Consider the following 23,866-nt stretch of genomic DNA (forward strand, 5'->3'; position numbering starts at 1 on the left):
ATTTTTGCTTGTTCGCGGCTTGTTTTACCTCAATCCCCCTCGCGAAGAAAGCATGCCAGCGGCAATTGCCGCCTTTGATCGGCCCAACCCAACCGCACTGCCGTAAGGGCCAACCCTTGGTCGGGGGAACTCAACCCGGCGAAAAATAAGGAAAAGGGATTAGCAGGAGACGTAAGGACGCCTTCAATTGATTGTCATCAAACTTTGCCTCCACGCTCATCGGCGACAGACGGGCGGCTTATCCCTTCAGGCAGGGGCACATACACAACACTTCTCGTCGTTCCCTATTGCGTAAGCACCATGCATGCCCCGTAGGGGTGGGTACTGCGGCATCGCATTACCCGCAGCGCATGGTTTCAATAGAATTTCCGCAGGTCCATTCCCTGGTACAAGCGCGCCACCTCGTTGCCATAGCCGTTGAACAGCAGGGTCTTGCGTCGCAGCAGGTCGCCGATGCGGCGCTCGGTGGCCTGGCTCCAGCGGGGGTGATCCACCTCGGGATTCACATTGGAATAAAAACCGTATTCCTGGGGTGCGGCCTTGTTCCAGGCCGTCGCCGGCTGGGTATCGGTCAGGCGGATGCGCACAATGGACTTCGCACTCTTGAAACCGTACTTCCAGGGCACCACCAGGCGAATCGGCGCACCGTTCTGATTGGGCAGCGGTTTGCCATACAGGCCGACCGCCAGGATGGTCAGCGGATGCATGGCCTCATCGATACGCAGCCCTTCCGTATAAGGCCAATCCAGCACACGGCTGCGCACGCCGGGCATCTGCCGCGGATCGGCCAGGGTGGTGAACTCGACGTAGCGGGCGCGCGAAGTCGGCTTCACCTGCCGGAGCAAGGCATTCAGCTCGAACCCCACCCAGGGAATCACCATCGACCAGCCCTCCACGCAGCGCAGGCGATAGACGCGGTCTTCCAGCGGGGCCAGTTTCATCAGCGTGTCGATGTCGAAGGTGCGTGGCGCCTCGCACTCACCCTCGACGCGCACCGTCCATGGCCGCGTTTTCAGTGTGCCGGCGTATTGCGCAGGGTCTTCCTTGTCGGTACCGAACTCGTAGTAATTGTTGTATTGGGTGATCTGCTCGAACCGGTTCTTCTCTTCATCCGTACTGAAGCGGCTGGGTCGTGTGGCCCATGTCCCCGCCGCACCGGCCCAGCCCGGCAACAAGGCAGACAAGCCCAGACCCATCGCCCCCGCCATCCACTGTCGCCGGTTCAGGTACCACGCCTCGGGCGTGATTTCACTGGGCCTGGGAGTGGACGCTGGGGTGTTGGACATGACCGGCTCCTGCAGATCGATTAGACGCTGGCAATCACCAGCAGTAGGCAGCTTGCTCAAGAACGTAACGGAAGCAGAATCGTGAAGGATCGCGAGTCGCGATGATCGCGCATCACGTTCCGACCCCGTTCATCCCAGGAAGTGCCACCCCAGTGCGGCAAGGCCGCCCAGCAAGAGCACGGATGCGGCAATCCGCATCACCCGGTCCAGTTCCTGCCGCATCTGGGGGCGGAAATGGCCGATGACAAACACCACCGCCGCCCAGAGGAAGAATAGATAAAAGAGTACGCGCAGGTATTTCATCGGACCATGACAGGTGGCTGAGCTAGTTAAAGTAGCACTTTAAGATTGCGCGGTTGTTGCTTCATTTTGCGCTGTTTTATCAGCCGCTGATGCAGCGTAAGCAAAACGCTCTAAGTGATTGTATCAAAACGGAATTATCGATCAGCGCCCCTTGTGAGCGCTTTTTTTTTACTCTATAGTGGGGCGCAGTGGGAAAAAGTGGGTGAAAGTGTGACAAACACCCCGCCACATCAGGAATGGGGATCATGTTCAGCGGCGTTGCATCACTCAACCTCGACAGCAAAGGGCGTCTGGCCATTCCGGCCAAGCATCGCGAACTGCTGTCCGCGCGTTGTGCAGGCCGGCTGGTGATCACCGTCGAACCTTCCGGCTGCCTGCTGCTGTATCCCGAACCCGACTGGCTGCCCGTGCGCGACCAGCTCAATACCCTCACCGGCGCGCAGATGCCCATCCGCCGTTTCATCGTCGGTCATGCCGAGGATGTCGAACTCGACAGCGCCGGCCGCGTGCTGATCTCTCCGCGCCTGCGCCAGATCGCCCATCTCGACAAGGGCGTGGCGCTGGTGGGCATGGGCAACAAGTTCGAGTTGTGGGACGAAGCCAAGTGGGCGGCGCAGAACGAAGCCGTCATGGCGATCGACCCTGCCGAACTGGCCAGCCAGATGCAGGGCATTTCGCTGTGAGCTTCGTTCACAAGACCGTGCTGTTGCACGAAGCCGTCGAGGCATTGGCGATCCGTCCCGACGGCTGTTACGTCGACGGCACGTTCGGTCGCGGCGGCCACAGCCGGCTCATCCTTTCCCGCCTCGGCCCCGGCGGCAGGCTGATCGCCTTCGACAAGGACCCGGCCGCCATCCGCGAAGCCGGACAGATCGCCGACCCCCGCTTTTCGATCGTTCACGAAGGCTTCGCCACGCTGGCCGATGCATTGGCGGCGCGCGGCGTGACCGCCATCGACGGGCTTTTACTGGATCTGGGCGTGTCTTCGCCCCAACTGGACGACGGCAGTCGCGGCTTCAGCTTCCGCTTCGACGCGCCGCTCGATATGCGGATGGACACCACGCGCGGCAACACTGTCGCCGAATGGCTGGCCAGCGCCGACCAACAAGATATTGCCGAGGTGATACGTGACTATGGCGAAGAACGGTTTGCTAAACAGATTGCAGCAGCGATTGTTGCGCGTCGCGGGGACGCCCCAGTCGGAACGACTCGCGAACTTGCCACGCTCGTGGCAGGCGTCGTGCGCACCCGTGAGCCGGGCCAGGACCCGGCGACGCGTACCTTCCAGGCTCTACGGATTTTCATCAATCGCGAGCTTGAAGAGCTCGCGCTGATCCTGCCACAGGCGCTGGCCCTGCTCGCGCCCGGCGGGCGGCTGGCAGTGATCGCCTTCCACTCGCTGGAAGATCGCATCGTCAAGCGCTTCATGCAGGATGCCGCCAAGAACCACCTGCCCAGCCGGCTGCCGATCAGGGCGGCCGACCTGCCGCCACCACCGTTGCGGCTGATCGGCAAGCCGATCCGCGCGGGCGATACCGAGCTGGCGGACAACCCGCGCGCGCGCAGCGCGATACTCAGGGTGGCGGAAAGAACGGAGGCGGCGCAATGATCCGCCTCAATCTGTTTTTACTGGGCCTGCTGATGGTGTGCGCCATGTCCGTGGTCACCAGCCAGCACAAGGCGCGCAAGTTGTACTCCGAATTGCAGAAGGAAGCCCAGCACACCAAGAAGCTGGACGTGGAATGGGGGCAGTTGCAGCTCGAGCAAAGCACCTGGGCCATGCACTCGCGCATCGAGGATGAAGCCACCCGCAAGCTCGGCATGCAGTTGCCGGGGGCCAATCGCACCCAGGTGATCCTGCCGCGCGGCACCGCCGTGGCCCGGCCCAGGCAGGGGGATGTGGATTGATGCAGACCGCACCCCAGGGCCGCGCCCGCCAGCGCTTTGTCCAGCAGCTCAAGCTGGAGCGCTGGCGCGTCTGGTTCATCCTCACCGGCCTGATGATCCTGTTCATCGTGTTGATCGCGCGCGGCTTCTTTCTCCAGATCATGGACGATGGCTTTCTCCAGCAGCAGGGCGAGGCCCGCTACGCCCGCACGCTCAAGCTGGAAGCCAATCGCGGCATGATCACCGACCGCAACGGCGAACCGCTGGCCATTTCCACCCCGGTGCAATCGATCTGGGTCAGCCCGCGCTCGATCAAGCTGCTGCCCGCCGGCCAGAAACGTCCCGACCATTGGGAACCCAGCTCCGAGAAAGAGCCGGTACCGATGTCGCGAGACGAAATGAGCAAGCTCGCCAAGGCCGTCGACATGCCGGTGAAGGTGGTCGAGAGCCGCCTGTCCACCAGCCGCAAGAGCGGCGACAAGCCCGACTTCGTCTGGCTCAAGCGCCACATGGCCCCGCAGGACGCCAAAAAAGTGCTGGAACTGAACCTGCCCGGCGTCTACGCGCAAACCGAGTATCGCCGTTACTACCCGGCCGGCGAGGTCACCGCGCATATCCTCGGCTTCACCAATATCGACGGAAAGGGCCAGGAAGGCTTCGAACTCACCCGCCAGGACATGCTGGCCGGCAAGCCTGGCAGCCGCACGGTGATCCGTGACCGTCGCGGTTTCATCGTCGAGGACATCTCCACCATCATCCCGCCCAAGGATGGCGAGACGCTGACGCTGTCCATCGACCGCCGCATCCAATACCTGGCGTATCGCGAACTGAAAGCCGCCGTGGAAGCCAACAAGGCGCTCGGCGGCGGCATCGTCGTGCTCGACGCCCGCACCGGCGAAGTGCTGGCCCTGGCCAACACGCCCTCGTACAACCCCAACAGCCGTGCCCGCATCGACCCGGCACGCCGCCGCAACCGCGCGGTCACCGACCTTTACGAACCCGGCTCGACCATGAAGCCGATCACCATCTCCACCGCGCTGGAATCCGGCAAGGTCACGCCCAATACCGTGATCGACACCACCGGCGGCGCCATGGGCATGGCCGGCTACGTCATCAAGGATACGCACAACTACGGTGCGCTGACCGTCGAACGCGTCCTGGTCAAATCGTCCAACGTCGGCACCGCGCGCATCGCGCTGGCCCAGGACCGCGAGTTCCTGTGGCAGCACTACGACGCCATCGGCTTCGGCCAGCCACCGCGTACCGGCTTCCCCGGCGAAGCCTCGGGCAAGCTGCGCGCGTGGAAGACCTGGCGCCCGGTGGAACAGGCCACCATGGCCTACGGCTACGGCATCTCGGTCAGCCTGATGCAGATGGCGCGCGCCTACCAGGTATTCGCCACCGACGGCGAGATCCGTCCGGTCACCTTTACCAAGCAGGTTGCCCCGCTACCCGGCAAGCGCGTATTCAGCCCCGAAGTGATCCGCGAAGTACGCCTGATGATGGAAAAGGCCACCCAGCCCGGCGGCACCGGTACCCGGGCGCAAGTGGTGGGCTACCGCGTGGCCGGCAAGACCGGCACCGCCAAGAAAGTGGGTGTCGGCGGCTACGTCGAAAAACGCTACGTCGGCTCCTTCGTCGGCTTCGCGCCAGTGTCGGACCCGCGCCTGATCGTGGCCGTGATGATCGACGAGCCCCACGGCGATTCATATTACGGCGGCACCGTCGCCGGCCCGGCGTTCTCCAACGTGATGGCGGGCAGTTTGCGCATGCTGGGCGTTCCCCCGGACGCACCGACCGACAACATCCTGCTACCCGGCCAGGACGAGCCGGAAGTGCCGGAGGAAACATGAAGCCCTTGAACTGGCCCCTGCCCGTGCTGGATTTCGACGCCATCGACACCCTGGCAGCCGGACGCCATGTCGCATCGGACAGCCGCAAGGTCAGGCCGGGCGACCTGTTCCTGGCCTATCAGGGCGAATACGCCGACGGCCGCGCCTATATCGCCGAAGCCATCGCCAATGGCGCCGGCGCGGTGCTGTGGGAAGCCGAGGACTTCGCCTGGAATCCGGACTGGGCCGTGCCCAACCTGGCGGTTCCGCAACTGCGCGCGCAGGCCGGCATCATCGCCGCGCGACTGCTGGGCGACCCCTCCACCGACATGCTGGTGTTCGGCATCACCGGCACCAACGGCAAGACCTCCATTGCCAACTGGCTGGCACAGGCGCTGGGCGCGCTGGGCCGCAAGGTGGGCGTGCTCGGCACCGTGGGCAACGGCGTCTACCCGTCGCTGCTGCCCTCCAGCCACACCACGCTGGAACCGGTGGCCGTGCAGGGCTGGCTGGCTGGCTTTCGCGATACCGGCGTCAACGCCGTGGCGATGGAAGTCTCCTCACACGGCCTGGCGCAAGCCCGGGTACATGGCGTGGTGTTTGACATCGCCATCTTCACCAACCTGACGCGCGACCACCTGGACTACCACGGCACGCTGGAAGCCTACGGCGCCGAAAAGGCGCGGCTGTTCAACTGGGAAGGCCTGAAGGCCGCCATCATCAACGCCGACGACCCGTTCGGCGCGCAACTGGTAACAGAAACGACGGTCGCCCGCGTACTGAGCTACGGCATCGACGCCGGGGACGTCCGTGCCATCCATATCGACACCTCGCTCGCCGGGCTGACCCTGGAAGTGACCACGCCCTTCGGTACGGCCACCCTGCAATCCGGCCTGATCGGCCGTTTCAACGCCTACAACCTGCTGGCCTGCCTGGCGGCGCTGCTGGCCGCCAAAGTGCCCCTGATCGATGCCGTGCGCGTGCTGGAAAAGATCCATGCCGCGCCAGGGCGGATGCAGCGGCTGGGCGGTGGTGCGCAACCGCTGGTGGTGGTCGATTACGCCCACACCCCGGATGCGCTGGACAAGGCGCTGAGCACGCTGCGCGACGCCATGGGCAAGAACGGCCGGCTGTATTGCATCTTCGGCTGCGGCGGCGATCGCGACCACGGCAAGCGCCCGTTGATGGGCGAGATCGCCTGCCATCGCGCCGACACCGTGGTCATCACCAGCGACAACCCGCGCAGTGAAAGCCCGCAGGCCATCATCGACGAAATCGTCGAAGGCGTCGCCGGTGTCGATGGCAGCGGCCATGCCGACTACTCCGTGGAGTCGGACCGCGCCCTGGCCATCGACGCGACCATCGACCTGGCACAGGCCGGCGACGTGGTGCTGATCGCCGGCAAGGGCCATGAAACGTATCAGGAAATCGCTGGCGTACGGCACCACTTCGACGACGTGGAACACGCGCTGGCCGCATTGGAAAGGAAAGGCAAATGATGTTGACGCTACGCGAAACCGCGCTGGCGCTGGAAGGGCAACTGGTCGGCGACGCCGACCTGGCGTTCGAACGGGTGACCACCGACAGCCGCGACGTGCGGCCGGGGGATCTGTTCGTCGCATTGAAGGGCGACCGCTTCGACGGTCACGATTTCGTCGATGGCGCACTGGCGCAGGGTGCAGTGGCCGCGTTGGTCGATCAGCCCGGCGCGGGCAATCGCATCGTCGTCGCCGACACGCTGGCCGCGCTGACGCAGTTGGCCGCCCACTGGCGCGACAAACTCGACCCGACGGTAATCGGCATCACCGGCAGCAACGGCAAGACCACGGTCAAGGAAATGACCGCCACCGTGCTGGCGGCCCACGCCGGCCCGGATGCCGTGCTCGCCACCCGAGGCAACCTGAACAACCACATCGGCGTACCGCTGACGCTGCTGTCGCTGCGTCCCCAGCATCGCTACGCCGTGGTCGAGATGGGCATGAACCATTTCGGCGAGATCGACCACCTGACGCGCCTGGCCCGACCCGACATCGCGCTGGTCAACAATGCCGGCGCCGCCCACCTGGAAGCCCTCGGCTCGGTGGAAGGCGTGGCACGCGCCAAGGGCGAAATCTTCGGTGGCCTGCCCGATGAGGGCGTGGCCATCATCAATGCCGACGATGCCAACGCGGCGCTGTGGAGCATGCTGGCCAACGGCCACAAGCAGATCACCTTTGGCACCATCGCCGCCGAAATCGCCGCGCGCGAAGTCCAGCTCGACGCCACCGCCAGCCGCTTCATCCTCGACGCCCCGCTGGACGACGCCCCGGTGACGCTGGCGGTGCCCGGCCTGCACAACGTGCGCAACGCGCTGGCCGCCGCCACCGTCGGCTACGCGCTGGGCCTGGACATCGCAGACATCGCGGCCGCGCTGTCCGCCTACCACGGCGTGAAGGGCCGGCTGGAAAACAAGACCGCCGCCAACGGCGCGCGGCTGATCGACGACACCTACAACGCCAATCCCGATTCGATGAAAGCCGCCATCGACGTGCTGGTCACCGCGCCCGCGCCGACGCTGCTGGTGCTGGGTGATATCGGCGAAGTGGGCGACAACGCCGCCGCACTGCATGCCGAAGTGGGCGATTACGCCCGCCAGCGCGGCGTCAGCGCCCTGTACACGCTTGGCACCGAGATGCGCCACGCCAGCGAGGCATTCGGCACCGGCCGGCATTTCGCGCAACTGGACGAACTGCTGACGGCGCTGCGCGCCGCCGTCACACCGCAGACCACGGTACTGGTCAAGGGATCGCGCTTCATGCGGATGGAACGGGTGGTGGACGCGCTGGTGGAGGAATACTGAGATGCTGGTCTGGTTATTCGAATGGCTGAGCGAATCGGTTCGCGCCTTCAACGTCTTCAGCTATCTCACGCTGCGCGCCGTGCTGGCCATGATGACCGCGCTGGCGATCTCGTGGCTGCTCGGCCCGCTGGTGATCCGCAAGCTCACCGAAATGAAGGTCGGCCAATCGGTGCGCAACGACGGCCCGCAGACCCATCTGGTCAAGGCCGGCACGCCGACCATGGGCGGCACGCTGATCCTGCTGGCAATCGGCCTGACCACACTGCTATGGGGCGACTTGGGCAACAAATACGTCTGGCTCACGCTGGTGGTCACGCTGGCGACCGGCGTCGTCGGCTTTGTCGACGACTACAAGAAAGTGGCGCTGAAGAACCCCAAGGGGCTGTCGGCCAAGGCCAAGATGTTCTGGCAATCGCTGATCGCCATCGGCGCGGGGCTGTTCCTGGTGAATGTCGGCCAATTGCCGTCGCACACCGGCTTCATCATCCCGTTCTACAAGGAAATCCTCTATCCGTTCGGCGCGGTGGGTTTCTGCGTGCTGACCTACTGCGTGATCGTCGGCACCAGCAACGCCGTCAATCTCACCGACGGGCTGGACGGGCTGGCGATCATGCCGACGGTGTTCGTCGCCGGCGCGTTCTGCATCTTCGCCTACGTGGCCGGCAACGCCGTGTTCTCACGCTACCTGGGCGTGCCGCACGTACCGGGCGCGGGCGAGCTGATCATCTTCTGCGCCGCGATGGCCGGCGCCGGTCTCGGCTTCCTCTGGTTCAACGCCTATCCCGCCGAAGTGTTCATGGGCGACGTGGGCGCGCTGGCACTGGGCGCCGGCCTGGGCACGGTGGCAGTGATCGTCCGCCAGGAAATCGTCCTTTTCATCATGGGCGGCGTGTTCGTGGTCGAAGCGCTGTCGGTGATGATCCAGGTCGCCAGTTTCAAGATGACCGGCAAGCGCGTGTTCCGCATGGCGCCGCTGCACCACCACTACGAACTCAAAGGCTGGAAGGAAACGCAGGTCGTCGTGCGTTTCTGGATCATCACCCTGCTGCTGGTGATGGCTGGCCTTGCCACCCTGAAATTGCGCTAGGAGACGCCCCGACACCGGGCCAAACACCATGAATCAGCTTCATCCGTCCCAGCGGGGCCGTCGTGGCCAACGCTAGCAGCTCGCCCTTCGCACCCAATCCGGTGCTGTCCCGGTCCCACGCCATCGTCGTGGGCCTTGGCATAACGGGCCTTTCCGCCGCGCGCTGGCTGGCAAGCCAGGGCGCGCGCGTGACCGTGGCCGACAGCCGCGAGCAGCCGCCGAGCCTGGACGAGTTGCGCAACGCGGTGCCGCAGGCGACGCTGCGCCTGGGCGCCTTCAGCGTGGAAACCTTCGCCGACGCCGACCTGCTGGTGGTCAGCCCCGGCGTGCCGCTCGCCACGCCAGCCATCGACGCCACCGTGCGCCGGGGGATTCCCGCCGTGGGCGATGTGGAGCTGTTCGCACGCGCCATCGCCGGCCGCCCCGCCAAGGTCATCGCCATCACCGGTTCCAACGGCAAATCCACCGTCACCACCATGGTCGGGCAGATGTGCGAGGCCGCCGGCCTCAGGACCGTGGTTGCCGGCAATATCGGCCTGCCGGTGCTGGACGCGCTCGCCGCCACACCGGACGCCGACGTCTACGTACTCGAGCTGTCCAGCTTCCAGCTCGAAACCACCTCCACGCTGGCGCCCGACGCGGCCACCGTGCTGAACGTGTCGGAAGACCACCTCGACCGCTACCAGGGCATGGTGCACTACGCCGCCACCAAGGCGCACATCTTCCATGGCCAGGGCGCGATGATCCTCAATCGCGAAGACGAATACAGCCGCGACATGGGCCTGCCTGGCCGCCACGTGATCCGCTTCGGCCAGGATGCGCCGCGCCGCGCCGATGAATACGGGCTGGTCGCCGAGGGCAATGACTTTGCCCTGCGCGTGGGCGACAGCACGCTGCTGCGCGCCAGCGATCTGCCGGTCGCCGGCCTGCACAACGCGGTGAACGCGCTGGCCGCGCTGGCCCTGTGCCGTGCCATCGGCCTGCCTCCGGCACCGCTGGTCAAGGCGCTCAAGGGCTTCAAGGGCCTGCCGCACCGGGTCGAGTTCGTCGCCAACGTCGATGGCGTGGGCTACTACGACGACTCCAAAGGCACCAATGTCGGCGCCACCGAAGCCGCGCTGAAAGGCATGACGCGGCCGGTGGTGTTGATTGCTGGTGGCGACGGCAAGGGCCAGGACTTCGGGCCGCTGAAACCCGCCTGCGCGCGCATCTGCCGCGCCGTGGTGCTGATCGGCCGCGATGGCCCGCAGATCGCCGCCGCGCTGGAAGGCACCGAAGCCGGCCTCGCCGGCGGCATGTTGCCCCTCGTCGCCGAGCCCACGCTGGAACAGGCGGTGCGGACCGCCGCCAACCTGGCGCAACGCGGCGACGTGGTGTTGCTCAGCCCCGCCTGCGCCAGCCTGGACATGTTCCGCAACTACCATCACCGCGCAGAAGTGTTCATCGATGCCGTGCGTGCACTGGAGCCGGCGGCGCCATGAAGCACATCTTCTACCAGGCCCTGAGACGGTCCCGCCCCAGCATGAGCGCCTACGACATAGCGCTGGTGTGGGGCGTGCTGATCCTGCTCGCCTTTGGCCTGGTGATGGTCTACTCCGCGTCGATCGCCATGGCCGAGGTGGACAAGGATTCGGGCTATCGCAGCACCTACTTCCTGGTACGTCACGCCATCTTCCTGGTGCTGGGGCTGGCAGGGGGCTTCATCGCCTTCAACATCCCGACCAAGACCTGGCAACAATACGCGCCGCTGCTGTTCATTGTCGGCGTGATCCTGCTGGCGCTGGTGCTGGTGCCCGGCATCGGCCGCGAGGTCAACGGCAGCCAGCGCTGGCTGTCGCTGTACTTGGTCAACCTGCAACCGTCCGAGCTGATGAAGTTCATCGTGGTGCTGTATGCCGCCGACTACACGGTGCGCAAGGCCGCGTTCATGGGCGGCGATTTCGTCGCCAGCATCACCAAGGGCCTGCTGCCCATGCTGGTGGTGATGCTGGTGGTCGGCGGCCTGCTGCTGCTGGAGCCCGACTTCGGCGCCTTCGCCGTGATCACCGCCATCGCGGTCGGCTTGCTGTTCCTCGGCGGCTTCGACTGGCGCCTGTTCGCCGGCCTGATCGCCCTGCTGGCGGTCGGCTTCGTCGGCCTGGTGGTCAGCTCGCCGTATCGGATGCAACGCGTGCTGGGCTTCCTCGACCCGTGGCAGGACCCGTACGGCAAGGGATACCAGCTCAGCCACTCGCTGATCGCGTTCGGCCGGGGCGAATGGCTGGGTGTCGGCCTGGGCGCCAGCGTGGAAAAGTTGTCCTACCTGCCCGAAGCGCACACCGACTTTCTGATGGCGATCATCGCCGAAGAGCTGGGTTTTGCCGGCGTGGCACTGATCGTCTGCCTGTTTGCCTTCCTGGTGTTCCGCGCCTTCATGATCGGCGTGCAGGCCGCCAAGCTGGACCGCGCCTACCAGGCACTGGTAGCCCAGGGCATCGGCATCTGGTTTGGCGTGCAAAGCGTGATCAACATCGGCGTGAACATGGGCCTGTTGCCCACCAAGGGCCTGACGCTGCCGCTGCTCTCGTTCGGCGGCTCCGGCATTCTGGCCAACCTGATCGCACTGGGCGTGCTGCTGCGCGTGGACTTCGAAAACCGTCAAGCGCTGCGGGGGTTCACGCCATGAGCCGCATCGTGATGATCACCACCGGCGGTACCGGCGGCCATATCTTCCCCGGCCTGGCCATCGCCCACGCACTCCAGGCACAGGGCGTACAGGTGTTCTGGCTGGGTACGCGCAACGGGATGGAAAGCAAACTGGTACCGCAGCACGGCGTGGACTTCGAAGCGCTGGATTTCGCCAGCGTGCGCGGTCGCGGCAAGCTGGCGCTGCTGCTGGCGCCATTCACCGTCACGCGCGCGCTGTTGCAGGCCACCGGCGTGCTGCTGCGCCGCCGCCCGGACGTGGTGCTGGGCCTGGGCGGCTACGTGTCGTTCCCCGGTGCGCTGATGGCGGGCCTGCTGCGCGTGCCGCTGGTGGTGCACACCGCCGACGCCGTGGCCGGGCTGGCCAACCGCTGGCTGGGCCGGCTGGCGACACGCGTACTGTCCGGCTTCCCCGACGCGTTCGGTGCCGATTATCCCAGGCCCGTGCAATGGACCGGCAACCCGATCCGCGCCGAGATCGCCGCACTGCCCGATCCCGACACCCGCTACGCCGGCCGCGAAGGCCCGCTGCGCGTGCTGGTGGTCGGCGGCAGCCTGGGTGCGCAGGCGCTGAACGATATCGTGCCGCAGGCATTGGCCAGGCTGCCCGAAGCGCAGCGCCCACTGGTGATCCATCAGGCCGGCGCCAAGCAGATCGACGCGCTGAAGGCCAACTATGCCGCTGCCGGCGTCCTCGGCGATTGCCGTGCCTTCATCGACGACATGGCTGGTGCATACCGGGACGCCGATCTAGTAATCTGCCGCGCCGGCGCGGTCACCGTCGCCGAGCTGGCGGCCGCCGGCGCGCCCAGCGTACTGGTGCCGTACCCCTATCACAAGGATCAACAACAACTGCGCAACGCCCGTTTCATCGCCGATGCGGGTGGTGCGCTGCTTTTGGAACAGAAGGACCTGACACCGGACACGCTGGCCAACGCGCTGGCAGGGCTGGATCGCGCCGAACTGGCGCGCATGGGCCGCGCGGCACGCGCGGTCGCCAAGCCCGAAGCCACCGCGCAGGTGGCGGCCACGCTGGTCGAACTGGCCGGTTGACGAGATAAATCGAGATGAAACACAAGGTCAAACGCATTCACTTCGTAGGCATCGGCGGCGTCGGCATGAGCGGCATCGCCGAAGTGCTGCTGAACCAGGGCTTCGAAATCTCCGGCTCAGACCTGGGCAGCAACGCCACCACGCAACGGCTGGCCGCCGCCGGCGCCACCGTGCACCAGGGCCACGCGGCCGGCTTCATCGCCAACGCCGACGTGGTAGTGATCTCCAGCGCGGTGAAGCCCGACAACCCCGAGGTGGTCGAAGCGCATCGCCGCAAGATTCCGGTGGTGCCGCGCGCCATGATGCTGGCCGAACTGATGCGGCTGAAGCAGGGCATCGCCATCGCCGGCACCCACGGCAAGACCACCACCACCAGCCTGACCGCGTCGGTGCTGGAGGCAGCCGGGCTGGACCCCACCTTCGTCATCGGCGGCAAGTTGCACGCAGCCGGCTCCAACGCGCGGCTGGGCAGCGGCGAATGCCTGGTGGCCGAGGCCGACGAAAGCGATGCCTCGTTCCTGCTGCTCACGCCCATCATCGCCGTCGTCACCAACATCGACGCCGATCACATGGATACCTACGGCCATGACTTCGACAACCTGAAAAAGGCCTTCGTCGATTTCCTGGATCGCCTGCCGTTCTACGGCCGGGCCGTGCTGTGCGTGGACGACCCGACGGTGCGCGAGATACTACCGCGCGTCACCAGCCCGATCACCACCTACGGCACCAGCGCCGATGCCATGCTGCGCGCCGAACACATCGTCGAGGATGGCACCCGCATGCGCTTCGACGCCGTGTGGGAAAACGGCGAGCAGCGCCGCATCCCCGTCATGCTCAACATGCCTGGCCGCCACAACGTACTGAACGCGCTGGCCGCCATCGGCATCGCGCTTGAAGTAGGCGCCTCCGATGCCGCGATCCAGCAAGGACTGGCCGAGTTCCAGGGCGTGGGCCGGCGCTTCCAGCGCTATGGCGACGTGGCGCTGCCCGACGGTGGCAGCTTCACGCTGGTCGACGATTACGGCCACCACCCGGTGGAAATGGCCGCCACGCTGGCCGCCGCGCGCGGCGCGTTCCCGGGGCGCCGCCTGCTGCTGGCGTTCCAGCCGCACCGTTACACCCGCACCCGCGACTGCTTCGAGGATTTCGTGAAGGTACTGAATACCGTGGACGGCTTGCTGCTGGCCGAGGTCTATGCCGCGGGCGAATCGCCCATCGTCGCCGCCGACGGCCGCAGCCTGGCGCGCGCGGTGCGCGTTGCCGGCAAGGTGGAACCCGTGTTCGTCGAACAGATTGCCGATCTGCCGAACGCCATCGTCAGCGCCGCGCGCAACGGCGATGTGGTGATCACCATGGGGGCCGGCTCGATCGGCGGCATCCCCGCCAAGCTGGCGGGAGGCATATGACCATGGGTATCAAGCAGAAATACGGCAAGGTCGCGGTACTGATGGGCGGCAGCTCCAGCGAGCGCGAAGTCTCGTTGATGAGCGGCAATGGCGTATTGCAAGCGCTGCTCAGCCAGGGCGTTGACGCCCACGCCTTCGACCCGGCCGAGCAACCGCTGACCGACCTGGTGGAACAGGGCTTCGACCGCGCCTTCCTGATCCTGCACGGCGGCGAAGGCGAGGACGGCACCATCCAGGGCGCGCTGGAATACCTGGGCGTGCCCTACACCGGCTGCGGCGTGATGGCGTCGGCCATCAGCATGGATAAATGGCGCACCAAGCTGATGTGGCAGGCCCTGGGTCTGCCCGTGCCCGCCTACCTGCTGCTCGACGCACAAAGCGATTTCGACGCGGTGATCCCCAAGCTGGGCTCCCCGGTGTTCGTCAAGCCATCGAACGGCGGCTCCAGCGTCGGCGTGACCAAGTGCCGCACCGCCGCCGAGATCCGCGCCGCCTACGAAGAAGCCGCCAAGTACGACCCGCTGGTGATGGTTGAGCAAGCGATCACCGGCGGCGAATACAGTTGCGCCGTGCTGGATGGCCAGGCACTGGCCACGGTGAAGATCGAACCGGCCACCGATTTCTACGACTACGACGCCAAGTACTTCCGCGACGACACCGTCTACCGCTGCCCTGGCCTGGCCGGCGACGCCGAACTGCGCGCACGCCAGCTCTCCGAGGTGGCCTACCGCGTGCTCGGCGCCGAAGGCTGGGCGCGCATCGACTTTCTCGCCGATGAAGCCGGCGGCATTTATCTGCTGGAACCGAACACCGCGCCGGGCATGACCAGCCACAGCCTGTTCCCGATGTGCGCCCGCGAGGCGGGGATCGATTACGAACACCTGGTGTTGCAGATTCTGGATACGACGCTGGAGCGAGAAGAGGCATGACCGGATGCTTTTGCCCCCGCATGCGCGTAGCGAGCCGGCTCCGGTCAAGGAGCCAGCAGCGCAGCGACCGGAACGTACCTGTAGTACGTGAGGATCGCGAGCAGCGCACGACGCAGGACGGGGCCGGCGCAGTAGCGCAGGTGGGGCGCAAAAGTGTGGGATAAGCCGCAACTTTTGCTGTGGTTCGCCAACCTGCTCACCGGTCTGGCCGCGCTGCTGCTGTTCTATTCGCTGGTGTTCCTGGCGGTGAATTCGCCGCTGTTCCCGGTGAAGCGCATCAAGGTGGACGGCGAGCTGGAGCATGTGACGCGTGAGCAGTTGCAGTACGTGATCAAGAACGAGCTGAAAGGCACGTTCTTCACGCTGAACCTGGACAAGACCCGGGCAGCCTTCGAAAAGCTGCCATGGGTGCGCAAGGTGAGCGTGCGGCGCCGGTGGCCGGATCGGCTGGAAGTCAGTATCGAAGAGCACGTGGCCATTGCCCGCTGGGGCAGCCTGGCACTGCTCAATGGCCATGGCGAGCGTTTCGACGCCGCCTCGAACGACAAGCTGCCAGTGCTGGAAGGCCCGGGCGGCACGGAGAAACAGATGGTGGAAGGCTACCGCGCGTTGCACGCCGCGCTCGCACCCATCGGCAAGACGCCCGAACACGTCTGGCTGTCGGCGCGGCGCGCGTGGCGCATGGAGCTGAACGACGGCATCACCGTGGAGATCGGCCGCGACGATGCGCTGCCGAGGGTGCAGCGCTTCGTCACCGCCTACCCGAACTCGCTGGCGCTGATCGCGGAAAAGCACCCGTTCCAGTATGTGGACCTGCGCTACCCCAACGGCTTCGCCGTGCGGCTGCCGGGCTACACCCCGGCCGAAGCACGCAAACCCGGCACGGTGGTGGCACCGGCCGCGCCAAAGCCCGCCGCCCAGCCCGCGCCACCGCGGCCCGCCGCAACGCCAGTACCCAGGCCGACGATCGAGCTGCCGGCATGAAGACAACCAACGAGATCGGTGGCGCGAACGCCGCCGGACAGGCAACACGCAATCAAGGAAAAGAGGTCCGTCAGTGACTAGAGACAGCAAGAACCTCATCGTCGGGCTCGACATCGGCACCTCGAAAGTGGTGGCCGTTGCCGCGGAAATCATGGACGACGGCAAGTTGAACGTGGTCGGGCTCGGCTCGGCCGCCAGCCGCGGGCTCAAGCGTGGCGTAGTGGTCGATATCGAGAAGACCGTCAGCGCCATCCAGAGCGCGCTGGGCGAAGCCGAGCTGATGGCCGACTGCAAGATCCGCGAGGTCTTCACCGGCATCGCCGGCAGCCATATCAAGGGGCTCAACTCGCACGGCATGGTGGCGATCAAGGACAAGGAGGTCACCCAGGCCGACATGACCCGGGTGATCGAGACCGCCAGCGCGGTGAACATCCCCACCGATCACCAGGTGCTGCACATCCTGGCGCAGGAATACGTGATCGACGGCCAGGAAGACGTGAAGGAGCCGCTGGGCATGTCCGGCGTGCGCCTGGAAGTCCGTGTGCACATCGTCTCCGGCGCGATCAGCGCGGTGCAGAACATCACCAAGTGCGTGCGCCGGTGCGGGCTGGAGATCGCCGAAGTGGTTCTGCAACCGCTGGCGTCCGCCTATGCGGTACTCACCGAGGACGAAAAGGACCTGGGCGTATGCCTGGTGGACATCGGCGGCGGCACCACCGACATAGCGGTGTTCATCGACGGCGCGATCCGCCACACCGCGGTGATCCCCATTGCCGGCGATCAGATTACCAACGACATCGCCATGGCACTACGCACGCCCACCGGCGAGGCGGAGACCATCAAGCTCCAGCACGGCGTGGCATTGCGCCACATGACCGACCCGCAGGCCATGATCGAAGTCCCCGGCGTCGGCGAGCGGGGCTCGCGCCAGATGAGCCGCCACACGCTGGCCGAAGTGATCGAACCGCGCGTCGAAGAGCTGTACGGGCTGGTGCAGGCCGAGCTGCGCCGCGCCGGCTTCGAGGATCGTCTTTCCAGCGGCATCGTCGTCACTGGCGGCGCCGCGCTGATGCCCGGCATGGTCGAGCTGGGCGAGGAAATCTTCCACATGCCGGTCCGCCTGGGCACGCCCAAATATGTCGGCGGGCTGGCGGAAGTCGTCAAGAACGCACGTTATTCCACCGCGGTCGGGCTGCTGCTGCTCGCCCGCGAGCAGTACCAGCGGAATCCGGCCGGACGCATCAAGGACGGTTCGTTCGGCGAGTTGTTGGGGCGCATGAAATCGTGGTTCCAGAATAACTTTTAACGCTCTTTTGTAAGTAATTCAGTTTCGGGTCAGCAAGTTAGGTAGAATCGGGTCAAGAGGAGAATCACCATGGCACTCACCATCGAAGTTCAAGAGGTCGCGCACCTCGTCAATATCAAGGTCATCGGCGTTGGCGGCGCCGGTTGCAACGCGATCAACAACATGATCGACCACAGCATGCAGGGCGTGGATTTCATTTCCGCGAACACCGACGCGCAAGTGCTCAAGCTGTCGCGCGCCGAAAACGTGGTGCAACTGGGTACCGAGCTCACCAAGGGCTTCGGCGCCGGCTGCAACCCGGACATCGGCCGCCAGGCCGCCGAGGAAGACCGCGAACGCATCGGCGAGCTGATCGAAGGCGCCGACCTGGTGTTCATCACCGCCGGCATGGGGGGCGGCACGGGTACCGGCGCCGCGCCGGTAATTGCCCAGGTTGCCCGCGAGAAGAACATCCTCACCGTCGGCGTCGTGACCAAGCCGGGCCTGGATGAAGGCGCGCGCCAGAAGGTGGCGCAATCCGGCATCGACGAACTGGCACGCTATGTCGATTCGCTGATCGTCGTGTCCAACGAAAAGCTGGAAGAAGTGCTGGGCGAGGACGTGACGGTGGACGAGGCGTTCCGCGCCGCCGACGACATCCTGCGCAACGCCGTGGGCTCCATCGTCGAGATCATCCACTACCCCGGCCTGATCAACGTGGACTTCGCCGACGTGAAGACCGTGATGCGCGAAATGGGCATGGCGATGATGGGTTCCGCCCTGGCCACCGGCCCGGCCCGTGCCGTCGAGGCCACCGAGGAAGCGATCCGCTGCCCGCTGCTGGACAACATCAGCTTCAAGGGCGCGCGCGGCGTGCTGGTCAACTTCTCGGCCAGCCGTGCCACGCTGAAGAAGAGCGAAATCCGCCAGGCGCTGGAAATCATCAACCAGCATGTGGCCGACGACGCGCAGATCAAGCACGGCGTGGTGTACGACGAAACGCTGGGCGACTCGCTGCGCATCACGCTGATCGCCACCGGCCTGGGCGCCAAGGAGAACAGCAAGCCGTCGCTGTCGGTGATCCAGAACGAAAGCCGCAAGACGGGTACCGATGGCTTCAACGCCGAGGACTACGACACCCCCGCGATCTGGCGCTCGCGCCGTGGCGGCGGAGCCACGGACAACACGGCTTCGGGCGCGCGTCCGGCGTTGAACAACATCGATATGGATATACCCGCCTTCCTGCGACGCCAAGCCGATTGAGGCGGAACAAGCCTGCTGCGCCTTCGCATGGCTTTGTCGCGAGCGGCCTCGACATCCTCATGGACATCCAGTCCATTGCGGAGTGTCTCGGCCACCCGCTTCGCGCCCTGCAAAGGCTCGCTACGGCTTCTTCCACCTCAATGTGTGAGGCCGGGGCAGCAGGTGAAGGGCCGTCGGCTCGGCAAAAGCGCCCGGCATAGGTTCGGCTGATCGGGAACATTGCGAGGTTCAATCAAGCCCAAGACCCGGGGCTGTTAGAATCGAAAGCAGTTACTGATTGGGAAAAGTGTCCATGTTTCAACAACGTACCCTGAAATCGACTGTACGCGCCGTTGGGGTCGGCCTGCACTCGGGCGATCGTGTCACGCTCGTGCTCAAGCCGGCGCCGGTGGACCACGGCATTGTATTTCGGCGCACCGATTTACCCGGATCGGCGCCCTTCAGGGTGGGGCCCGCACTCGTCAACGACACGCGTCTCTCCTCGACGCTGGTCCAGGACGATGTGCGGGTGGGCACCATCGAACACCTGATGTCGGCCTTTGCCGGGCTCGGCCTCGACAATGTGGAAGTCGAGGTCGATGCCCAGGAAATGCCGATCATGGACGGCTCCGCCGCCCCCTTCATCTTCCTGGTGCAATCGGCCGGCATCGTCGAGCAGACCGCGCCCAAGCGCTTCGTGCGCGTGCTCAAGCCGGTGGAGGTGCGCGACGGCGACAAGTGGGTACGCCTGGACCCGCACGACGGCTACAAGGTGGCGCTGACCATCGACTTCCAGCACCCAGCGTTCAAGAAATCCGCGCAGACCGTCTGCATCGACTTCGCCACCACCAATTACATCAGCGAAATCGCCCGCGCCCGCACCTTCGGCTTCATCCACGAATTCGAATACATGCGGATGAACGGCCTGGCGCGCGGCGGCAGCATGGACAACGCCATCGTCATCGACGAATACCGCGTGCTGAACGACGGCGGCCTGCGTTTCGAGGACGAATTCGTGCGCCACAAGGTGCTCGATGCCATCGGCGATCTCTACATCCTCGGACATCCGCTGATCGCCGCTTTTTCCGGCTACAAGAGCGGCCACGCGATGAACAACAAACTGCTGCGCACGCTGCTGGCCGACGAAGCCAACTACGAATTCGTCACGTTCGAAGACCGCGACACCGTGCCGAGCAGCTTCCACGACCTGCCGCCACTGAGTATCTAAGAACTGCAAAATCCACATCTTGAAACACCGAGAGCACGAAGGACACGGAGAAAAGCGGGAGAAAATCAGGGCAGGGCCTGCCGCAATCAGCATTGCCGGATGATCGCCGCTGTTACCAAGCCTGTTGCAGGCATTCGTCTGGAAGGTTTTCTCCGTGACCCTCTGTATTCTCTAGTGCCCTCCGTGTTTCGAGCTCTGGATTTACCGCCCCCGGTTGGCAGCCCGTCCCCGATCGGCCATCATCGGAGCATGTTCGCCCTACTGCGCATTCTGATCATTCTGGTGGTTGTCATCGTCGGCTGGGCCGCGTTCAAGTACCAGCGCACTCGCGACCCGTTCTGGCCGCGCCTGATCCGCTGGACGCTGACCGTGGCACTCGCCGGCGGCGTCATCGGCGTGATCGGGCTGATCGTGCAGCGCCTGGTCGAAACCTGACCCCTCATCCGTTCACACAGACCGTACCGATGCCCCGCCTGTATCTCGACCTGCCGCTCGCCAGCGGCGCCGCCTTGTCCCTTCCGGAAGACGCCGCGCGCCACGTGCAGGTACTGCGCCTGCAACCGGGCGACGCGCTGACCGTGTTCGACGGCCGTGGCGGCGAATACGCCGCCACGGTGACGCATATGGGCAAGCGTACGGTCGAGATCGCGGTCGGCGACCACACGGTGGTGGAGCGCGAATCACCGCTGGAAATCATTCTGGTGCAGGCGATCGCCGCGGCCGAACGCATGGACTATGCCATCCAGAAAGCCACCGAGCTGGGTGTGACGCGCATCGTGCCGGTGAACAGCGCCTATACCCAGGGCCGGATGGCCGGCGAGCGCGCCGAGAAACGCCGCGCGCACTGGCAAGGCGTCGCCGCGGCCGCCTGCGAACAAAGCGGCCGCACCCGCGTACCGGACATCGCGCTGGTCCAGGATCTGCCGACGCTGCTGGCGACACCGCCCAGCGTCGAGCTGAAACTATTGCTGTCACCACGCGGCACCGCTACGCTCGCCACCCTGCCCACCAAAGCCACCGGCATTGCGCTGCTGGTCGGCCCCGAAGGCGGCCTGTCGCCCGACGAGGAGGCCTCGGCCATCGCCGCCGGCTGGACCGGGCTGGCGCTGGGGCCGCGCGTGCTGCGCACCGAAACGGCTGGCGCCACGCTGATCGCGCTGCTGCAAGCACGCTACGGCGATTTCTAAGCCGCACCCGCCCTGCCCATCCCGTCCGATACGGCCCCATACCATGACCGCCTCCCTCCAGAACCCGCCCGCCATGACCAACCGCCAGCTTTATTTCCGCGTCCTGCAACACATCAAGCCCTACTGGCCGGTGATCGTGTTCAACATGGTCTGCCTGGGCCTGGCGGCGGCGGTGGACGGCGCAATGTCGCTGCTGCTCAAGCCACTGGTGGACCAGAACCTCAAGGCCGAAGCGCTCGCCACCACTGCCGCCTGGGTGATCCCGGCACAGATCTTCGGACTGGCCGTGCTGCGCATGGCGACCAACTTCGGTAACGAATACACCAGCAACTGGCTGACCACGCGAGTGGTCTGCGACCTGCGCGACCATATGTTCACCCGCATGATCAACATGCCGGTGCGCTTCTTCGACCAATCGTCGGTGGGCGTACTGCTGTCGCGCATCACCAATGACGTGAACCAGATCATGCTGGCCGGCGCGCAGATCATGACCACCTTCATCCGCGACTCGCTGTCGGTGGTGATCTTCCTCGGCGTGATGCTGTATCACGACTGGCGGCTGACACTGCTGTGCATCGTGCTGATCCCCGGCGTGGTGATCAGCATCCGCCTGGTCGGCAAGCGGCAGCGCCGGCTGGCACGCGAATCGCAGCAGGGTGTGGGCGAGATGACGCGCACGCTGGATGAAGCGTTCTCCGGCCAGCGCGTAGTGAAGATCTTCGGCGGCCAGCGCTACGAACAGCAACGCTTCGCCAAGGTGAACAACCGGCTGCGCCATGTGAACGTCAAGCAGACCGCCACCTCCAGCCTGAACTCCAGCCTGATCATGCTGCTGATCGGTGCCACGCTGGCCGTCATCATCTACTTCGCCAGCCTGCGCGCTCAGGACGGCGAGCTGACCGCCGGCGCCTTTGTCTCGTTCATCACCGCGATGATGATGATGCAGGCCCCCCTCAAGAGCATCACCAAGCTCAACGAACAGCTCCACAAGGGCCTCGCCGCCGCTGAATCGGTGTTCGGCATCCTGGATCAGGACGTGGAACGCGATACCGGCAACCGCGAGTTGGTGCGCGCCGAGGGCCGGCTCGACTTCGACCGCGTGGTGTTCGGCTACGCCGGAGGTGAGCGCAACGCGCTGAACGACGTGAGTTTTGCCATCGCGCCTGGCGAATCGGTGGCGCTGGTCGGCAAATCCGGCAGCGGCAAGACCACGCTGGCCAACCTGCTGCCGCGCTTCTACGACCTGACCCAAGGCGAAATCCGCCTGGATGGCGTGCCGTTGCAGGATTACCGGCTGGCCGACCTGCGTCGCCAGTTCGCGCTGGTGAGCCAGGACGTGGTGCTGTTCAACGACAGCGTCACCGCCAACATCGCCTATGGCGACGCGGCGCCGGACCATGCCCGCGTGCGCGCGGCGGCCGAAGCGGCGTTTGCGCTGGAGTTCATCGAGACCATGCCGCAGGGCTTCGATACCGAACTGGGCGAGAACGGCGTGCGGCTGTCCGGCGGGCAACGCCAGCGACTGGCAATCGCCCGGGCGCTGTACAAGGATGCGCCGGTACTGATCCTGGACGAAGCAACCAGCGCGCTGGATACCGAATCGGAACGCAAAGTGCAGTCCGCGCTGGAAAACCTGATGAAATCGCGCACCACCGTGGTGATCGCACACCGGTTGTCCACCATCGAAAACGTCGACCGCATCCTGGTACTGCGCGAAGGCCAGGTGATCGAAAGCGGCCGCCATGCAGACCTGCTGGCACAAGGCGGCGTCTACACCCAGATGCACGCAGCGCAGTTCAGCGAAGGGTAGCGGGGGTCGTTTCGGTCGATTCACGCGACCGCTTCATCCCCCCCAGCTTCAGGAACCGGTAGTACACCGTCTCGGCGTTGAACATCGCGACCTGGAAGCCGGCCGCGCCGTCGAGGAAGCCGCGTTTGATGAAGTAGGTGCGCATGAATGCCCACCCGCCGCGCAGGACCGCCTTGCCCAGCCCGCCGCGCTGGCCCTGCGCGAAGCGTTGCTGCGCCCCGGCGGTGGAATAGGCATCCAGCTTGCGCAGCACATCGGCGTGATCCTCGTAGGAATAGTGCATCAGCAGGCCATCCAGCCGCCCCACCGCGCCGTCGAATATCAGCCGTTCGTGCACCAGATCGTCGGAAAAACGCGCCACGCCACAGCGGAACAAGCGGGGAATCCAGTCCGGGAACCAGCCAGCGTGGCGCATCCAGTGCCCGCAGAACGACGACAGCCGATTGAGCGCGTAGACCTCATGCACCGGCTGCGCCAGTACCGCGCGGATCGACGCGGCCAGCTCTGGCGTGACCACCTCGTCGGCGTCGATCAACAATACCCAGTCGGTATCCAGCAGCGCCACAGCGCGGTTCTTCTGGATGCCGAAGCCAGGCCAGTCCGGCGATGTCTCGACCTGCGCGCCGTGGGCGCGGGCAATGGCGACGGTGTCGTCGTCGCTGCCCGAATCCAGCACGGCGATCCGGTCGGCAAAGGCCAGCGCCCTCAGGCACTCGGGCAGCCGCCGCGCCGCGTTTCGCGTGATCAGGGCCACGCCCAGGGTAGGTGAAGTCATGGAAAGCGCGAGGCAAAGAAAGGAGGTGCAAGCATAGCGCCCTTGCCC

Annotated in this window: 22 protein-coding genes; 19 read left to right on the top strand and 3 right to left on the bottom strand. The window is 65.4% G+C overall.

What is annotated here, in order from left to right:
• Window positions 1–356 precede the first annotated feature (356 nt).
• Both msrP and FAZ21_RS20155 read right to left on the bottom strand, forming a co-directional pair.
• Entirely contained in the window at window positions 357–1,286 is a 930-nt protein-coding gene (msrP, locus tag FAZ21_RS03500; RefSeq protein ID WP_136771892.1) for a protein-methionine-sulfoxide reductase catalytic subunit MsrP, read from the bottom strand.
• Window positions 1,287–1,415: 129 nt separating this feature from the next.
• Window positions 1,416–1,589 (bottom strand): protein MIGRI, encoded by a 174-nt coding sequence (locus FAZ21_RS20155; RefSeq protein WP_169307230.1) that lies wholly within the window; start codon window positions 1,587–1,589, stop codon window positions 1,416–1,418.
• A 245-nt stretch (window positions 1,590–1,834) separates the two neighbouring features.
• Here FAZ21_RS20155 and mraZ point away from each other — a divergent pair, with 245 nt between their 5' ends.
• The 19 genes from mraZ (at window position 1,835) to msbA (ending at window position 23,043) form a co-directional block, all read left to right on the top strand.
• On the top strand, window positions 1,835–2,272 hold the full coding sequence (mraZ, locus tag FAZ21_RS03505) for a division/cell wall cluster transcriptional repressor MraZ (RefSeq protein ID WP_136771893.1): 438 nt from the start codon (window positions 1,835–1,837) through the stop codon (window positions 2,270–2,272).
• Window positions 2,269–3,198, top strand: a complete 930-nt coding sequence (gene rsmH / locus FAZ21_RS03510; protein WP_136771894.1) for a 16S rRNA (cytosine(1402)-N(4))-methyltransferase RsmH — start codon at window positions 2,269–2,271, stop codon at window positions 3,196–3,198. The genes mraZ and rsmH overlap by 4 nt, the downstream gene beginning before the upstream one ends.
• Complete coding sequence (gene ftsL, locus FAZ21_RS03515; RefSeq protein ID WP_136771895.1) at window positions 3,195–3,497, top strand: cell division protein FtsL; 303 nt, start codon at window positions 3,195–3,197, stop codon at window positions 3,495–3,497. Before rsmH ends, ftsL begins: the two co-directional genes overlap by 4 nt.
• On the top strand, window positions 3,497–5,329 hold the full coding sequence (locus FAZ21_RS03520; RefSeq protein ID WP_136771896.1) for a peptidoglycan D,D-transpeptidase FtsI family protein: 1,833 nt from the start codon (window positions 3,497–3,499) through the stop codon (window positions 5,327–5,329). The genes ftsL and FAZ21_RS03520 overlap by 1 nt, the downstream gene beginning before the upstream one ends.
• Entirely contained in the window at window positions 5,326–6,807 is a 1,482-nt protein-coding gene (locus FAZ21_RS03525; RefSeq protein WP_136771897.1) for a UDP-N-acetylmuramoyl-L-alanyl-D-glutamate--2,6-diaminopimelate ligase, read from the top strand. The genes FAZ21_RS03520 and FAZ21_RS03525 overlap by 4 nt, the downstream gene beginning before the upstream one ends.
• Window positions 6,804–8,147: a UDP-N-acetylmuramoyl-tripeptide--D-alanyl-D-alanine ligase gene (locus FAZ21_RS03530; protein WP_246038466.1), complete on the top strand. Its 1,344-nt coding sequence runs from the start codon at window positions 6,804–6,806 to the stop codon at window positions 8,145–8,147. Before FAZ21_RS03525 ends, FAZ21_RS03530 begins: the two co-directional genes overlap by 4 nt.
• Window position 8,148: 1 nt before the next feature.
• On the top strand, window positions 8,149–9,234 hold the full coding sequence (gene mraY, locus FAZ21_RS03535; RefSeq protein ID WP_136771898.1) for a phospho-N-acetylmuramoyl-pentapeptide-transferase: 1,086 nt from the start codon (window positions 8,149–8,151) through the stop codon (window positions 9,232–9,234).
• Between the two features lie 62 nt (window positions 9,235–9,296).
• Complete coding sequence (gene murD, locus FAZ21_RS03540; RefSeq protein WP_136771899.1) at window positions 9,297–10,715, top strand: UDP-N-acetylmuramoyl-L-alanine--D-glutamate ligase; 1,419 nt, start codon at window positions 9,297–9,299, stop codon at window positions 10,713–10,715.
• The gene (ftsW, locus tag FAZ21_RS03545) at window positions 10,712–11,899 is read left to right on the top strand and encodes a putative lipid II flippase FtsW (RefSeq protein WP_136771900.1); all 1,188 of its coding nucleotides are present in this window, start codon (window positions 10,712–10,714) and stop codon (window positions 11,897–11,899) included. Before murD ends, ftsW begins: the two co-directional genes overlap by 4 nt.
• Window positions 11,896–12,972, top strand: a complete 1,077-nt coding sequence (gene murG, locus FAZ21_RS03550) for an undecaprenyldiphospho-muramoylpentapeptide beta-N-acetylglucosaminyltransferase (protein WP_136771901.1) — start codon at window positions 11,896–11,898, stop codon at window positions 12,970–12,972. The genes ftsW and murG overlap by 4 nt, the downstream gene beginning before the upstream one ends.
• Before the next feature lie 14 nt (window positions 12,973–12,986).
• A complete protein-coding gene (murC, locus tag FAZ21_RS03555; RefSeq protein ID WP_136771902.1) occupies window positions 12,987–14,378 on the top strand; it encodes a UDP-N-acetylmuramate--L-alanine ligase in 1,392 nt (463 codons plus the stop codon).
• Between the two features lie 2 nt (window positions 14,379–14,380).
• Window positions 14,381–15,307, top strand: a complete 927-nt coding sequence (locus tag FAZ21_RS03560) for a D-alanine--D-alanine ligase (RefSeq protein ID WP_136772161.1) — start codon at window positions 14,381–14,383, stop codon at window positions 15,305–15,307.
• A gap of 174 nt (window positions 15,308–15,481) precedes the next feature.
• A complete protein-coding gene (locus tag FAZ21_RS03565) occupies window positions 15,482–16,291 on the top strand; it encodes a cell division protein FtsQ/DivIB (protein WP_246038467.1) in 810 nt (269 codons plus the stop codon).
• Between the two features lie 73 nt (window positions 16,292–16,364).
• The gene (ftsA, locus tag FAZ21_RS03570; RefSeq protein WP_136771903.1) at window positions 16,365–17,597 is read left to right on the top strand and encodes a cell division protein FtsA; all 1,233 of its coding nucleotides are present in this window, start codon (window positions 16,365–16,367) and stop codon (window positions 17,595–17,597) included.
• Between the two features lie 69 nt (window positions 17,598–17,666).
• Window positions 17,667–18,839, top strand: a complete 1,173-nt coding sequence (gene ftsZ / locus FAZ21_RS03575) for a cell division protein FtsZ (RefSeq protein ID WP_136771904.1) — start codon at window positions 17,667–17,669, stop codon at window positions 18,837–18,839.
• Window positions 18,840–19,131: 292 nt separating this feature from the next.
• Window positions 19,132–20,046, top strand: coding sequence for a UDP-3-O-acyl-N-acetylglucosamine deacetylase (gene lpxC / locus FAZ21_RS03580; protein ID WP_136771905.1), 915 nt, complete (start codon window positions 19,132–19,134; stop codon window positions 20,044–20,046).
• Between the two features lie 249 nt (window positions 20,047–20,295).
• Entirely contained in the window at window positions 20,296–20,481 is a 186-nt protein-coding gene (locus FAZ21_RS03585; protein ID WP_136771906.1) for a hypothetical protein, read from the top strand.
• Window positions 20,482–20,510: 29 nt separating this feature from the next.
• Window positions 20,511–21,233: a 16S rRNA (uracil(1498)-N(3))-methyltransferase gene (locus FAZ21_RS03590; protein WP_136771907.1), complete on the top strand. Its 723-nt coding sequence runs from the start codon at window positions 20,511–20,513 to the stop codon at window positions 21,231–21,233.
• 43 nt (window positions 21,234–21,276) lie between these two features.
• Window positions 21,277–23,043 (top strand): lipid A export permease/ATP-binding protein MsbA, encoded by a 1,767-nt coding sequence (msbA, locus tag FAZ21_RS03595; protein WP_246038468.1) that lies wholly within the window; start codon window positions 21,277–21,279, stop codon window positions 23,041–23,043.
• Here the strand turns inward: msbA and FAZ21_RS03600 are convergent.
• A complete protein-coding gene (locus FAZ21_RS03600; RefSeq protein WP_136771908.1) occupies window positions 23,030–23,818 on the bottom strand; it encodes a glycosyltransferase family 2 protein in 789 nt (262 codons plus the stop codon). The two genes, msbA and FAZ21_RS03600, sit on opposite strands and share 14 nt — an antisense overlap.
• Window positions 23,819–23,866: the final 48 nt, after the last annotated feature.

The organism is Chitiniphilus eburneus, from assembly GCF_005048205.1.
Lineage (GTDB): Bacteria > Pseudomonadota > Gammaproteobacteria > Burkholderiales > Chitinibacteraceae > Chitiniphilus > Chitiniphilus eburneus.